General features: G+C 68.7%; 12 protein-coding genes. 4 read left to right on the top strand and 8 right to left on the bottom strand.

Features of this window, described 5'->3' with window-relative positions; translation table 11 throughout:
* Positions 1 to 78: 78 nt before the first annotated feature.
* The 4 genes from NF556_RS20155 to NF556_RS20170 are packed head-to-tail and all read right to left on the bottom strand — an operon-like array spanning position 79 to position 4,275.
* Entirely contained in the window at positions 79 to 1,119 is a 1,041-nt protein-coding gene (locus NF556_RS20155) for a hypothetical protein (protein WP_252592972.1), read from the bottom strand.
* Positions 1,116 to 1,616: an NUDIX hydrolase gene (locus NF556_RS20160; protein ID WP_252592973.1), complete on the bottom strand. Its 501-nt coding sequence runs from the start codon at positions 1,614 to 1,616 to the stop codon at positions 1,116 to 1,118. Before NF556_RS20160 ends, NF556_RS20155 begins: the two co-directional genes overlap by 4 nt.
* Positions 1,617 to 1,627: 11 nt before the next feature.
* Positions 1,628 to 2,533 carry a hypothetical protein gene (locus NF556_RS20165; protein WP_252592974.1) on the bottom strand — a complete coding sequence of 302 codons (906 nt, stop codon included), beginning with the start codon at positions 2,531 to 2,533 and terminating at the stop codon, positions 1,628 to 1,630.
* A 44-nt stretch (positions 2,534 to 2,577) separates the two neighbouring features.
* Positions 2,578 to 4,275 (bottom strand): FAD-binding dehydrogenase, encoded by a 1,698-nt coding sequence (locus NF556_RS20170; protein WP_252592975.1) that lies wholly within the window; start codon positions 4,273 to 4,275, stop codon positions 2,578 to 2,580.
* 74 nt (positions 4,276 to 4,349) lie between these two features.
* On the opposite strand from NF556_RS20170, the gene NF556_RS20175 reads away from it, so the two are divergent.
* From NF556_RS20175 to NF556_RS20185, 3 genes are all read left to right on the top strand, one after another.
* Entirely contained in the window at positions 4,350 to 5,957 is a 1,608-nt protein-coding gene (locus tag NF556_RS20175; RefSeq protein ID WP_252592976.1) for a metallophosphoesterase family protein, read from the top strand.
* 84 nt (positions 5,958 to 6,041) lie between these two features.
* Positions 6,042 to 7,217 (top strand): adenylyl-sulfate kinase, encoded by a 1,176-nt coding sequence (gene cysC / locus NF556_RS20180; RefSeq protein ID WP_252592977.1) that lies wholly within the window; start codon positions 6,042 to 6,044, stop codon positions 7,215 to 7,217.
* 14 nt (positions 7,218 to 7,231) lie between these two features.
* Positions 7,232 to 8,149 carry a sulfite exporter TauE/SafE family protein gene (locus NF556_RS20185; protein WP_252592978.1) on the top strand — a complete coding sequence of 306 codons (918 nt, stop codon included), beginning with the start codon at positions 7,232 to 7,234 and terminating at the stop codon, positions 8,147 to 8,149.
* Here the strand turns inward: NF556_RS20185 and NF556_RS20190 are convergent.
* From NF556_RS20190 to cysD, 3 genes are read right to left on the bottom strand one after another with little or no spacing between them, the layout of a single operon-like run.
* Positions 8,146 to 8,916, bottom strand: coding sequence for a 3'(2'),5'-bisphosphate nucleotidase CysQ (locus NF556_RS20190; protein WP_252592979.1), 771 nt, complete (start codon positions 8,914 to 8,916; stop codon positions 8,146 to 8,148). The genes NF556_RS20185 and NF556_RS20190 overlap by 4 nt on opposite strands.
* Positions 8,917 to 8,920: 4 nt before the next feature.
* Positions 8,921 to 10,162 carry a sulfate adenylyltransferase subunit 1 gene (locus NF556_RS20195; protein WP_252592980.1) on the bottom strand — a complete coding sequence of 414 codons (1,242 nt, stop codon included), beginning with the start codon at positions 10,160 to 10,162 and terminating at the stop codon, positions 8,921 to 8,923.
* Positions 10,162 to 11,073, bottom strand: coding sequence for a sulfate adenylyltransferase subunit CysD (gene cysD / locus NF556_RS20200; protein WP_252592981.1), 912 nt, complete (start codon positions 11,071 to 11,073; stop codon positions 10,162 to 10,164). Before cysD ends, NF556_RS20195 begins: the two co-directional genes overlap by 1 nt.
* A 226-nt stretch (positions 11,074 to 11,299) precedes the next feature.
* Here cysD and NF556_RS20205 point away from each other — a divergent pair, with 226 nt between their 5' ends.
* Positions 11,300 to 12,070 carry a DUF6270 domain-containing protein gene (locus NF556_RS20205; protein WP_252592982.1) on the top strand — a complete coding sequence of 257 codons (771 nt, stop codon included), beginning with the start codon at positions 11,300 to 11,302 and terminating at the stop codon, positions 12,068 to 12,070.
* Between the two features lie 34 nt (positions 12,071 to 12,104).
* Here the strand turns inward: NF556_RS20205 and NF556_RS20210 are convergent, their stop codons facing one another.
* On the bottom strand, positions 12,105 to 14,021 hold the full coding sequence (locus NF556_RS20210) for a glycosyltransferase family protein (RefSeq protein ID WP_252592983.1): 1,917 nt from the start codon (positions 14,019 to 14,021) through the stop codon (positions 12,105 to 12,107).
* Positions 14,022 to 14,033: the final 12 nt, after the last annotated feature.

Consider the following 14,033-nt stretch of genomic DNA (forward strand, 5'->3'; position numbering starts at 1 on the left):
CCGGTGCTGACGTGCAACAGCGGGCACCGCTGACCGGTTCTGCACGACCGCACGGCAGGCGCCGCGGGCGCTGCGGGCCTACTCGAACAGGATGTATTCCGGCTGCGGCTCAAGGCTGAGGACTTCCTCGCCGGTCATGATCGGCCCGAGGACCGCGTCCTCCTCGTAGAACAACTTGAACCCCGCCACCACCTGCTCAGGCGTGCCCTCCATCACCCGGTCATAGGTCGAGATCTTGTCCGAGGGCGCACCGATGCCGTCCACCGACTTGATCTCCACCACTCCGTCGTGCGCCTCGAGGTCACCCTCGTCGCGGACGACGCCGGCATGCACCTGGTGATAGACCATGACCTTCTCCGGCAGCCCGTGCTCCTCCACCAGGTCGGCGAGATACTCGGCCACCTCGTCGAGCTCCTCACCGGTGGTGCGGCCATAGACCTCACCGGGGACCTGCCCCTCCTCGACGGCCCACTCCGGGTCCAGCGCGACGCCGACGTCGGGCTCGACCAGCCACTTCTCATAGTGCTCGACCTCGTCGATGAAGTCGGAGCGGCCGGGCTGGATGTTGAGCAGCAGGATGCCGTCGTGACGGCGGGCAGCGTCCAGGTGGTCCTGGATCACTTGCTCCGGGATGTAGGTGCGATACATCCCGTCCGACCCCGGGCTGGCGTGCACCACGGTCGCGATGAGTTCCAGCACGGGCAGGAGCTCACGATCCCCGGCATACTCCTCGCCGCGCTCCTCCATCTCCTCGACCCGCTCGTCGAGGTCACCGATGCCCATCCGGCCCATGCCTGGCGAGCCCGGCAGCCCCGAATAGCCGAAGAGCCGGTAGTCGGGGAAGATCTCGGTGCCACCCCGGGGCAGCTCAAGGGCCTCGGGCGCCTCCGTCGTCTGGTCCGGCGGCGGCTCCTCCTGGGAGGCCGAGGGGTCTGAGCTGCCTTCGGTCGGGGCCGGCGCGCTGGTTGGCGAGGAGTCGTCGCTCGCCCCAGAAGAGGACCCGGCCGATGGGGCGTCACTGTCGGGCGCACCGCCGGAACAACCGGCCAGCAGCACCGCGAGGGCCCCGGCACCGCCCACCAGGGCGTGGCGCCACCGACCTGAGGCGTATGCCGTCACCTGGCCTCCCCCACCAGTCGCCCGGGGCGGGGGTCCCGGTCCGCCTGGGCCACCAGCGCCAGGATCCGGCGCGTGTCCAGGTCGGTCTCGGTCAGGTCACTCACGTTCCACCACTGTGCCTTGCGGGCCTCGGTCGCCAGCTCCACCTGCGGGCGCACGCTCGCACGCACGCGATAGATGACATCGATCTGCTGGGTCTGCGGGTGCACGCCGACAGCGAGCGGGTCACCCGGCTCGATGCTCAGACCGGTCTCCTCGGCCACCTCACGGCGCACCGCCTCCTCGGGCCGCTCACCGCGGCTGAGCAGCCCGCCGGGCAGGGTCCACCCGTGGCGGTGCGGCTGCCACAGCATGAGCACCTCGCCCTCGTGCTCGATCAGGGCTGCCGCCCCCACGGTGTAATTGGGGGTGCCCGCGCGCACCAGGGTGCGGCTGATCGGGGCGGGCATCATCCGAAAGCCGACCAGGGCGGCCGTGCCCACCTTGCGTCGGAGCACCGACAGGTCCATCACGCCGCTCGCAGCGACTCGACGATGGCGATGGTCGTGGGCAGCCCGAAATAGTCGCGGACCAGGACGTTCAGATCCCGGTCGTGCCAGACCTGCGGTGAGATCACCACGCCCTCGGAGAGGCTGCACGTGGCCCGCCAGGTCTCATAGGTGACGGTGCGGCCAGCCACCTCGGACTCCACGCTGGTCAGGGGCATCCCCTCGGAGGCGGTGACCAACAGGTCGACCTCCGAGTCGTCGGGGGTGGGTGGTGGCGCCGTGACCTCCGCCCCATCGTCGGTCAGTCCGTCGTCGGCCATGCCGTCTTGAGCGTTGTCATCGTTGGCGGCCTCGTCACCTGCCTCGCCGTCAGCGGCCTCGTCGTCAGCTGCCTCCTCGTCGGGGGTCGCGGTGACCACGGCAGCATCAGTCGGTTCGCCGTCCTCATCGACCGGGCACGCCAGGGCACCGGGTGTGGAGCGCCACCCCTCAACCTGCCGCAACGAATAGGCCGCGCCCGCATGGCCCGGGAGCCAGTCGGGACCAACGGCGACGAGCACACCGGAGCAGCCGTCGATCGCCGGTGGCGCGGAGGGTGGGACCAGGCACCACTGCTGGGGAGCCTGGTCAGTCGGGTCCGGTGGCAGCGTGCGCTCCGCCTCCCCGAGCTCCTGGACCGTCCATCCCTCCGGGAGGTCGATCTCGACGCTGGTGCCCGGGCCCTCCAGGAGCGTGGACACCATTGCAGCGGTCGTCGGTGCGATGTCGTCCTGCTCTGTGGCGGTGGGCTCCTCGGTCGCCTCCTGGGTGATCACGGTCGTGCGCCCGGCGCTGTCGGTGGTGGTGACCTCGACGGGCTCATCGTCGCCGGAGCAGCCAGCGCACAGCAGGGCTGCCGTCACAGCCCCCGCCCATAGACCACGCATGCGCCCAGCCAACCACACCAGCCTGAGCAGCGGGTCCTCCCGCCTCACCCCAGGTCGGTGTGGACCGTGCGACCGGCGGCTCGTCCGCTGAACAGGCAGCCGCCGAGGAAGGTGCCCTCCAGCGAGCGGTAACCATGCACGCCACCGCCGCCGAACCCGGCAACCTCACCTGCGGCATACAGACCCGGGACAGGAGTGCCGTCGGCGTCGAGAGCCCGCGACCCCAGGTCGGTCTGGACACCGCCGAGCGTCTTGCGCGTGAGCACGCGCAGGCGCACCGCGTGCAGCGGGCCGTGCTCGGCGTCGAGGAAGCGATGCGGGGAGGCCGTGCGGATCAGCTTGTCCCCGCGGGAGCGACGGGCCGCCCGGATCAGCGCGAGCTGCGTGTCCTTGCCAAAATCGTTGCCCAGCTCGGCGTCCCGCGCCTCGATCATCGCCCGGATCCGACTGGGCTCCAGGAGACGGTCGCCAGCCAGCGCGTTCATCCGCGCCACGAGGTCCTCGACAGTGTCCGCGCTGACGAAGTCGACGCCGTCGTCGATGAAGCGCTGCACCGGGCCCGGCGCACCGGGGCGGACCCGACCGAGCACCTGGGCGATGCTCTTGCCGGTCAGATCCGGGTTCTGCTCCGAGCCGGAGAGAGCGAACTCCTTCTCGATGATCGACTGGGTCAGGATGAACCAGGAGTGGTCGTGCCCGGTCGCGCGGAGGTGCGCCAGGGTGCCGAGCGTGTCAAAGCCGGGATAGAGCGGCGCCGGCAGCCGGTGGCCCCCCGCGTCGAGCCACAGCGACGAGGGCCCGGGCAGGATCCGGATCCCGTGACGCTCCCAGACCGGTGAGTGGTTCTCGATGCCCTCGACGTAGTGCCACATGCGGTCGCGGTTGACCAGCCGTGCGCCGGCACCCTCCACCAGTGGCAGCATCGACCCGTCGACATAGGCCGGCACGCCGGCCACCATGTTCTCCGCCGCTGGCGGCGTGCCCAACCGCTCCGGCCACAGGTCGCGGACCATCTGGAGGTTGTGTCCGATGCCACCAGAGGTGACCACGACCGCCTGGGCTGAGAAGGCAAACTCGTCGACGGCACTGCGGGTGCTGGGGGCACCGCGCTCGGTGCCGTCGGTGGCCAGGACCTGGCCGCGCACGCCGGTCACGGTGCCGTCCGTTGTGACCAACTCGGTGACCCGGTGCCGACCGGCCAGGGTGAGCCTGCCCTCGGAGGCGGCCCTGCGGCATACGGCCTCAAAGGGGGCGACGATGCCCGGCCCGGTGCCCCAGGTGATGTGGAAGCGCGGGACGCCGTTGCCGTGCCCGTCCGCGGTGCCGTCGCCCCGCTCGGCCCAGCCGACGACCGGGAAGAAGCGGATCCCCTTGTCGTGCAGCCAGGCCCGCTTCTCGCCGGCCGCCCACTCGACATAGGCGCGGGCCCAGCAGACCGCCCAGCTGTCTTCGTCCGCCAACCGGTCGAACCCAGCGCTGCCCTGCCAGTCCCGCCACGCCAGCTCGAGATTGTCCTTGATGCCCATCCTGCGTTGCTCGGGGCTGTCGACGAGGAAGATGCCGCCGAAGGACCACCACGCCTGGCCGCCCAGGTGGTCGGCCGACTCCTGGTCGACGAGGATCACCGAGCGTCCGGCCTCCACGAGCTCGGCAGTCGCGACGAGACCGGCCAGGCCGGCCCCCACCACGATGACGTCGGCCGATTGTTCCGGCGTCTGTGTCTTGGACTCTTGCGGGGCCACGGATCTCCTCTCGTCGCCGCCGGTCGGCGACGTTCACGAACGTTTCATCTCTGGCACCTAAGATTCCAGACGCGATGACTGAAGTGGAAGAGCCACAGCCGCGCGGCACCAACCCACCCCGTCGGTGGACCGGCCTGCTGCGGGTCTTCGCGACGGTCGCGCTGCTCGCGATCGTGGGTTACATCGGGGGGATGGCCACCACGAACCTCTGGCCGATCACCGCCGAGACGGACAACTTCCGGGCTCGCGTGCAACTGGCAGCCTCGCCGTTCCAGTCCTCGACCGTGCACGCCCCCACCGTCTTTGGTGACATCGACCTGCACTTCGCGGGGCCGTTGCCGGCGCCGGGCATCGAGGTGCGGCTGCAGGTCAAGGAGGAGATCACCGACCTGTTCACGCGCGGTCGGGTGGACGTGACCGAGCTGACCCCGAAGGACGGCGAGCTGCGCGCGGCCATGGACAGCGGGCTGCGCGAGTTGGCGCTCAAGTTCGTCGGTGGTGTGCTGCTCACCCAGGCCGGGATCGTCATCCTCTATCTGCTGGGCCGCGCACGACCGCCCTGGCGGCACCCCGTGATCGCGATCGGCACGGCCACGGCGCTGGCGGTGAGCGTGCCCTCGCTGGCCGCCGTCAGCACATATCGGACCACGAACTTCGCTGCCTATGAGGCGACCAGCCTGCTGGGCACCGTGCGCTCCAACAGCGGCATGTTCACCGACATCCAGGGCCAGGCCCAGCGCGCGACTCCCTATGTCCAGAACCTGTTGGCGCTCTCCGATGCCCTGCAGAACGAGTTTGTCCCCGCCGAGACCGCAGCGGCCCCCGGTGCCCGGTTCCTGCTCATCTCCGACCTGCACGGCATGAACTACTACCCGCTGGTCAAACAGATCGTCGAGGACGAGCAGATCACAGCGGTGATCGACACCGGCGACATGCTCAACTTCGGCCGGGTCGCCGAGGGCGAGATGGCCGGGATGTTCAGCGCGATCGAGGATCTGGGTGTCCCCTATGTTTTCGTGCGCGGCAACCACGACGCACGGTCCCCCAACGACGAGGCGCTGCTGCAGCGACTGGCCGAGATCCCCAACGTGATGCTGCTCGAGCCGACCGCCGGAGAGTATGTCGAGGCGGACATCGATGGGGTGCGCCTCACCGGCCTGAACGACTGGCGCCACTTCGCCGAGGTCAACGACGACTTCGGCGCCCAGCAGCGGGACGCCGCCGACCGTTATGCCGAGGCGACGCAGGGGTGGCCGCTGCCCGACATCCTGGTCAGCCACCAGCCCTATGCCCTCAGCCCCCTGGCCAGTGATGGCGTCAAGCTCAACGGCCACATGCACGCCCCGCTGCTGGACGGCAACCGGATCCAGATCGGCACGTTCACCGGCGGCGGGCTGGTCAACCACTTCCAGGTGCCGGAGACCACCGGTGAGGACGAGGAGACGGCCGGTGAGCTGGTCGGTCAGCCCTATGCCTTCGACATCCTGACCTTCGGCACCGACTGCTCCGTGCAGTCGCTGACCCGTTACACCTACCGCAACCTCGTCTCTGGCCAGCCGCAGTATGACAACGTCGCGGTGATCAACGGCAACCGCATTGCTGACCCCGCCGAGGAGGGGCGCACGTGTGGGCCCGACCTGGGCGTGAGCACCCAGCCGATCGTGCCCGTCGCAGACGACTGAACCCTTTGACGCAGGACGCACCCGACGATGCCCTCCAACGGTCATTGCCGGAGCGGACGGTTGGCGGGTGGAATACTCCACCGCATGACCTCCGCGCCCAGTGTGACCCACCATCCGTCGGAGTCCGTGCTCGAGGACGTCGAGCTGCTCGCAGCTGGGCTCCTGCCTGACGAGCTGTCCACCGCCCTGGTGGCCCGCCTTGCTGCCACGCTGTCCGCAGAGTTCCAGGACGCCTCCCAGATCACCCTGGTCGACGAGGAGGGGGTGCCCGTCGCGGAGATCTCGTCGGACGGCACCGGGTTCACTCCCCTGTCACCACGCAGCTCTCGACCGTTCGGTGCTCTCTCGATCCTCAGCGCGGGTGCCGAGGCCCTCGCCGGGCAACAGGTCGCTCTACTGGACCGCCCCATGACGCAGGGCGACACCGCCACGCTCCGCGCCGCTGCGGCTCGCGGGCCGGTGACCGCACTCGTCCTGGCCGGGCCCCAGGGCGCGCTGTCCCCTGATGGGTTGGTCCGCGCATCCCGGGCCGCAGTCGCGGACCTGGCCGACCTCGCAGTGCTCCCCCGTCGAGCCCCGCAGGACGACCTGGACCGCGCACTGCTCGCAGCCTGCCTCGAGGCGCTCGGCGCCCGGGACCTCATCCCGCTGGAGCACACCGGGGAGGTGGCCCCGGAGGTCACGGCCCTGCTGTCCCTGCCGACCGACACGGGACTGCCTGGCGCGGTCGTGCTGCTCACGGGCCTGTCTGGCTCCGGCAAGTCGACCCTGGCTCGCGCCCTGCGCGAGTCGATCGTGGAGGTGGGCACCCGGCCGGTGTCGCTGCTCGACGGCGACGTCGTGCGCCGCAATCTCTCCGCTGGCCTCGGTTTCGGGCGGGAGGATCGCGAGCGCAACATCCGTCGGATCGGGTGGGTGGCTGCCGAGATCGCCCGGCACGGCGGGCTCGCCATCTGCTCTCCCATCGCTCCCTTCAGCCAGACACGAGCGGCCGTGCGGACGATGGCCGAGGACGCCGGAGCCCAGTTCGTCCTGATCCATGTCGCGACGTCTCTGGCGGAGTGTGAGCGCCGCGACCGCAAGGGCCTGTATGCCAAGGCCCGCGACGGTGTGATCCCCGATTTCACCGGCATCAGCAGCCCCTATGAGGAGCCGGACGACGCCGACCTGCGGGTCGACACGGAGGGCCGCTCACTCGAGGACTGCCTGGCCGAGATCACCCAGGTCCTGCGGGACCGCACCATTCTCCCCGCGGACTGATTGGAGAGCCCGTCGTGCTCGACTTCTTCACGACCGATGTGTTTTCTCTGATCATCGTCAGCCTCGGAGTGGGGGTTGCGGTCGGGCTGACCGGGATGGGCGGTGGCGCGCTGATGACGCCGGCCCTGATCGCCTTCGGGATCCCCCCGGTGACGGCTGTCGCCAATGACCTGGTCGCCTCGGCTGCCAACAAGTCTGTGGGGGCGCTCGTGCACTGGCGCCAGGGGTCACCGCACCTGCGCATCGCCGGGTGGCTGATGCTGGGCAGCATCCCCACTGCTTTTGCCGGAGCCTTCATCGTGCAGTCCTTCGGCGAGCCGGAGGAGGCCAACGAGATCCTCCTGACGATCATCGGGGTGGCCCTCATGCTGGCCGCCGTGACCTACCTGGCGCGAATGCTGGTGCGCCTGGCCAACCCCGTCGGCGCCGAGGACGACGTGCAGGTCAAACCCTTGCGGACGGTGGGCATCGGCATGCTCGGAGGCACGCTCGTGGGGATCACGTCCGTGGGCTCCGGCTCCGTGATCATGGTGACCCTGCTCCTGCTCTATCCGGCCCTGTCGCCGCGCAAACTCGTGGGCACCGACCTGCTGCAGGCCGTGCCACTGGTCGTTGCGGCCGCGCTGAGTCACGTGATCGTCACCGGGGTTGACTGGGAGGTGCTCGTCCCCCTGCTCATCGGGGGCCCGGTCGGGACCTACCTCGGGTCCCGGCTCTCCACGGTCGTCAAACCTGCTGTCGTGCAGAACGGCATCGTCATCGTGCTGTCCCTGACCAGCCTGGCCCTGCTGGGGCTGCCGCCGGTCTGGGTGGGCGTGGTCGGGGCCGCGATGCTGATCCTTGGCCCTCTGATCTGGGCCGGGATCGTGCACCGCGTGGCTGGCCGTGGCACTGCCCACAAGCACCCCGACAGTGGGCGGCCACCGCCCTAGGCGCGCGCTGTCGCGGCGTCGACGGCTGCGCGCACCCGGTCCGCGTCAGCCGGTCGGCAGACGATCAGGTCCGGGAGATAGACATCGCGCTGGTTGTAGCGCATCGGGCTGCCGTCCAACCGGCTGGCGAACAGACCCGCTGCCCGCGCCACCGCGATCGGTGCGGCAGAGTCCCACTCGAACTGTCCGCCGGCGTGGACGTAGGCATCGGCCTCGCCCCGCACCACCGCGCACACCTTGAAACCGGCCGACCCCATCGCCACCGAGCCCCCGCCGCTCTCCTCGATCACCGCGGTGATCAGCTCGGAGGGGTGAGACCGGGAGATGGCGAACCGCAGCGGAGCGGAGTCGTCCTCGCGCGCAGGGACCGCCGGGGGATCGTCGCTCCGCAGGGTTTGGCCGATCCCGGGCAGGGCCACCGCACCGGCGGCGAGCTCCCCGTCCTCCCAGAGGGCGACGTGGACGGCCCAGTCGTGACGGCCCTGGGAGAATTCCTTGGTGCCGTCGAGCGGGTCGATGATCCAGACGCGAGCCGCGTCGAGACGGCTCAGGTCGTCCTTGGCCTCCTCCGACAGGACCGCATCCTGGGGTCGCTCGGCCGCCAGTCGCTCGGCGATGAAGTCTTGGGCCCGCTGGTCACCGGCCTTGGCGATCGCCCGCTGATCCTCTGCCCCGCTGTCCAGGAGTTCCTCACGGACGGCGAGAAGGACCTGGCCGGCGGCCTCGGCGATATCGGCGGCGAGGGCCGCATCGGTGAGTCCGCTCATGGGCTCAGAGAATCGTTCCGGCAGCCACCGTGTTGCCGGTCGACGGGTCAATCACGATGAATGAGCCCGTCGTGCGGTTGCGCTCGTAGGCGTCGACCAGCAGCGGCTGCGTGGTGCGGAAGACGACGCGCCCGATCTCGTTGAGCTTGAGCTCGTCGGCCTCCTGGTTGCGGTGCAGCGTGTTGACGTCCAGCTGATAGTTGACGTCTTTGACGATGGTGCGCACCGTGCGCGTCGTGTGCTTGATGAGGTATTTGGCCCCGGCGCGCAGCGGCTTGGTCGTCATCCAGCAGACGCGGGCGTCGATGTCCTGGGTGACCTCGGGCTGGTTGTTGACCCGACACAGCATGTCGCCCCGGGAGATGTCGACGTCGTCCGTAAGTCGGACCGTCACCGACATGGGCGGGTAGGCCGCCTCGACCTCCTGGTCGAACACGTCGATCCCGGCCACGGTCGTGGTCAGACCGGACGGCAGCGCCATCACCTCGTCGCCGGGCTTCAGCACGCCGCCGGCCACCTGGCCCGCATAACCGCGGTAGTCGTGGAACTCATCAGATTGCGGCCGGATGACGTATTGCACCGGGAAGCGCACGTCCTGCAGGTCACGGTCGGCGGCGATCTGGACGTTCTCCAGGTGATACATCAACGACGTGCCCTCAAACCACGGCATGTTCGTCGAGCGGGTCACCACGTTGTCGCCCTGGAGGGCGGAGATCGGAATGACCTGGAGATCGGGGATGTCCAACTTGGCCGAGAACGCGACGAACTCGTCCTGGATCTTGCGGAAGACGTCCTCGGAGTAGTCGACCAGGTCCATCTTGTTGACGGCCAGAACGACGTGGGGCACCCGCAACAGGGACAGGATGAGGGCGTGACGTCGAGACTGCTCGGTGAGTCCGTTGCGCGCGTCCACCAGCACCAGCCCGAGGTCCGCAGTCGACGCCCCGGTGACCATGTTGCGGGTGTATTGCACGTGACCCGGAGTGTCGCCGATGATGAACTTGCGACGGGGCGTCGCGAAGTAGCGGTACGCCACGTCGATCGTGATGCCCTGCTCCCGCTCAGCACGCAGACCGTCGGTGAACAAGGACAGGTCCGTGTAGTCGAACCCACGGTTCTGGGAGGTCGCCTCGACCGACTCGAGCTGGTCCTCGAAGATGGCCTTGGAGTCCATCAGCAGTCGCCCGATCAGGGTCGACTTGCCATCATCGACCGAGCCTGCGGTCGCAAAGCGCAGCAGATCCATCAGAAGTACCCCATCTTCTTGCGATCTTCCATCGCAGCCTCGGAGAACCGGTCATCACCGCGGGTCGCTCCGCGCTCGGTCAGACGCGCCACCGAGATCTCATCAATGATGCTGTCGTAAGTGTCTGCGTCGGACTCCACACAACCAGTGAGCGTCAGGTCGCCCACGGTGCGGAAACGCACCTGACGCTCGCTGGCCGTCTCCCCGGAGCGCAGCGGGTTGAAATCACTCTCGGTGAGCAACATGCCGTCGCGCTCGAACACGCGCCGACGGTGGCTGAAGTAAATCGAGGGGATCTCCACCTGCTCGCGGCGCAGGTAGTGCCAGATGTCGAGCTCGGTCCAGTTGGACAGCGGGAAGATCCGCATGTGCTCGCCCTCGTGGAGCTGGCCGTTGTAGACACTCCAGAGCTCTGGGCGCTGATTCTTTGGGTCCCACTGGCCGAACTCATCGCGGTGGGAGTAGACCCGCTCCTTGGCCCGCGCCTTCTCCTCGTCGCGTCGACCGCCACCGAAGGCGGCCGTGAAGCCGTTCTCCTCGATGGCGTGCAGCAGGGTGCCGATCTGGAGCCGGTTGCGACTGGTCTTGCCGTCGTCGTCGACGACTCCGTCGGCGATCGCCTGCTCGACGGAGGCGACGATCAGCCGGGCGCCCAGCCGCTCGACCCAGCCATCGCGGGTGGCCAGGACCTCGGGGAAGTCATAGCCGGTGTCCACCTGCAGCACGGGGAAGGGCACCCGGGCCGGGTAGAACGCCTTCTGCGCCAGGCGCAGCATCACGATGGAGTCCTTGCCCCCCGAGAACATGATGACCGGCTTCTCGAACTCGGCCGCCACCTCCCGGAAGATGTGGATGGACTCGGCCTCCAGCTCATCGAGCTGGGTGAGTCGGTAGTCGCGGTGTGCCTTCAACCCCAGGCCCTCCTTGCAAATAAGAACGCAGATAGACATGCGCAGGTAAACCCATCGCTAAGAATAGGCTGTGTGGTGGCCCCACACTAGGCGAGGCGCGTGGACGTCGCCACCATGGGTCACGGCGTGGCGCCGAGCGGGGATGCCCGTGGCGTGGACATCACGACGTATCGTGGTGCCGATAGACACTCACGAGTCGCGGCCGCGACACGAGCCATGGAGTCCAGTGAGCACCACCGACGATGTCGCGCCGCGCGCCTTCCTGTTTGGCAGTTGCGTGGCCCGCGACACCCTCGAGATGGTCGACCGGTCGACCCTGGACATTGCGTCCTACATCGCGCGTCAGTCCCTGCTGTCCGCTGGCAGCGACGCCTCAGCCCACCTGCCGACCAACCTCGGGATCAGCGAGGGCTTCAAACTCCGGATGATCAAGAACGACTTCTCCGGCAATCTCCTGCAGAGCGTGCGGCAGGCGGCGGAGTCGATCGACGTGTTGCTCTGGGACCTGGCTGATGAGCGGCACGGGGTGCACCGCTTCGAGGACGGCACGATCGTCACGCGGAGCATCGACAATGTCCAGGTGCCGGCCATCGTCGAGCTCCTCGACGCCACCGAGCACCTCACGTTCGGCTCCAAGACGCATCAGAGCCTCTGGACTGCCGCCGCGATCTCGTTCACCGAGTTCCTCGACGAGGTCGGACTGCTCGGACGGACCGTGGTACTCCAGGTCCCGTGGGCGCTGCACACCACGGAGGGCAAGCCCACCCCGTGGAGCATGGGCGTGCGGGCCAGAGACGCTAACCGCCTCTATGAGCCCTACTACGACACCCTCCACCAGCTCGGGCACAACGTCATCAAGGTGCCGGCCGAGATGGTGGTGGCCGACCCCGGTCACCGGTGGGGTCTGGCGCCCTTCCACTACACCGACGCCGTCTATCGCGAGGTCCTGGACCAGTTGCGGATCGCCGGCGTGATCCGGCTTCGCCCCCAGGGCTGAGTTCGGCTCTGCTGGCGCGAGGACTGGGCAGACCTCAGAACAAGACGTGGTCGGTCACCAGGCCGTAGGCCTGCACCCGGCCGTTGGCCAGGATCTGTTCATCCTCTGTGCTCCACGTGTGGTCACCGCTGGACCCCCGCATCTGGATGAAGTTGAAGCGGTCGGCGCTGTAGATGCTGCCGCCCGCCGCCAGCAGTGCTCGCTGGAAGGTGGTGTCCTCACCCAGCGTGCGGTCCGCAAAGGGGGTCTCGACGAACGTCGTGCGTGGGGCCACCATGGTGGGTCCCCCCACCAGGTCGGTCCAGCGGTGCTCGCGCTGCGGATACTGCAGGACTGTTGCCCCCACGTCGGCCAGGTAGGTGAACCGGGCGTGCTTGCCCACCAGGTCGGCACCGGAGTAGTCCAGCGCGTGGGCAGAGTCGGCCAGATAGTGGTCGCCATAGAGATCGTCATCATCGAGCTTGGCGATCAGGTCACCATCGCTCGCCGCGACCAGCGCGTTGAGGTTGACGCCCAGGGACGTGGCGTCCTCAGCCTGCAGCACCACCAGGTCGGGCAAACCGAGATCCTTGGCCAGGGCGGTCAAATCGGCCTCCGGAGGCGTGAACCCGTGGGCGAGCAGGACCAGTTGCACCCTGACATCCTGCTGCCGGGCAGCCGTCTCGACGATCCCGCGCATCAGGTGCGGTCGGATCGTGGGGGCGATCACGCTGACAGTGGGCAGCCCCGTCCCGACGGGGTCGGTCAGGCCCACCGCCCCCAGCACCTGCCCGGCACGCGCAGAGAAAGTGTGCTCACGCCAGATCCGCCGCTGAGCGCGGTGCACCATCCGGTCGCGCAGCTCCGGCGACCCCAGGAGCGCACGCAGCGTCAGGGCCGCCTCATCCGCGTCGTCGACGATGGCGACCTCACCGCCGGGAAACCAGTGCTCGACCGCAGGGCTGCGCGTGGAGACCACCGGCGTGCCACTCGCGAGAATCTCAAAGACGCGACGAGCCATCATCGTGGGGCTGTCCACGACGGAGTTGACGTTGAGCATCACCTTGTGGAGGCGATAGGCCGTCAGCATCTGGTCATAGTCCAGTGACCCCCGGACGTAACCGTCGAAGTGCTCCGGGAAGCGATACTTGGGGTCGTTGTCGAAGCGCGAGTAGATGTCGAAACGCTGGTCGCGCCGCGCCGCGACCTCGACAGCGGCCCCCAGCAGCAGGTCCATCTGCGCCTGCCGCTCAGGGAACTTGTGCGACCAGTAACTGCCGCCGAAGGCGATGTCCCGAGCCTGGTAGACCTCTTTGTGTCGGATGGGGTGGTGCAGCACCGGCTGAGCGGCGAAGCCGAGCACCTCGACGCGGTCGTGCCCCAACTCCTCCCGGTAGCGCTTGAGCAGGTTCTCGTCCGTGGTGAAGACCTGGTCGAACAGGCGCGCGGTGTCGAGGAAGTCGTCGAAGTGCGGCGGGTCCTCCTTGTTCCAGAAGACCGACGGGATCTGCTGCTCCCGGCAGTGCCCAACGAGGGCCTGCAGCGACTCGGTCGGTGCCTTGGACCCGGTGAGTTGGTAGCGCCAGGAACCGCTTGAGCCCGCCCAGGCGGACTCCACGAAGAGCAGGTCGATCGGCTGGGCGGCGAGTTGCTCCTGCCAGCCGTCACTGGTCAGCTCCAGCACCTCGAACTCATAGCCCCAGGCGCGTGCGGAGAAGGTGTCCATGATGACGCCCACCCGTAGCCCCGGGCGGCGGGGCGCCCGGTCGGCGACCGGCCACTGCGGCACGTCCTCGGCCGTGAAAGTCCCCGTCCTGATCAGCGCGCGCCGCAGGGCCGAGCCGCTGAGCTCCCGGCCGGGCACGTTGATGCGTCGGGAGCGCCACGAGCGGACCTGCCCGAGGCCCCCTTTGCGAAGGTGCCAGAACGCGGTGCGGGCCGAGCGCACCGAGTCGGCGAGCGAGCGAGACATCAGCGCAAGAAC

This window comes from Ornithinimicrobium faecis (genome assembly GCF_023923225.1).
Taxonomy (GTDB): domain Bacteria; phylum Actinomycetota; class Actinomycetes; order Actinomycetales; family Dermatophilaceae; genus Ornithinicoccus; species Ornithinicoccus faecis.

What these genes read in the sequence shown, in the direction of transcription:
- NF556_RS20190 (WP_252592979.1), bottom strand. Translation starts at nt 8,916, where the DNA reads ATGAGCGGACTCACCGATGCGGCCCTCGCCGCCGATATCGCCGAGGCC.
- NF556_RS20210 (WP_252592983.1), bottom strand. Translation starts at nt 14,021, where the DNA reads ATGTCTCGCTCGCTCGCCGACTCGGTGCGCTCGGCCCGCACCGCGTTC.
- cysC (WP_252592977.1), top strand. Translation starts at nt 6,042, where the DNA reads ATGACCTCCGCGCCCAGTGTGACCCACCATCCGTCGGAGTCCGTGCTC.
- NF556_RS20175 (WP_252592976.1), top strand. Translation starts at nt 4,350, where the DNA reads ATGACTGAAGTGGAAGAGCCACAGCCGCGCGGCACCAACCCACCCCGT.
- NF556_RS20165 (WP_252592974.1), bottom strand. Translation starts at nt 2,533, where the DNA reads ATGCGTGGTCTATGGGCGGGGGCTGTGACGGCAGCCCTGCTGTGCGCT.
- NF556_RS20195 (WP_252592980.1), bottom strand. Translation starts at nt 10,162, where the DNA reads ATGGATCTGCTGCGCTTTGCGACCGCAGGCTCGGTCGATGATGGCAAG.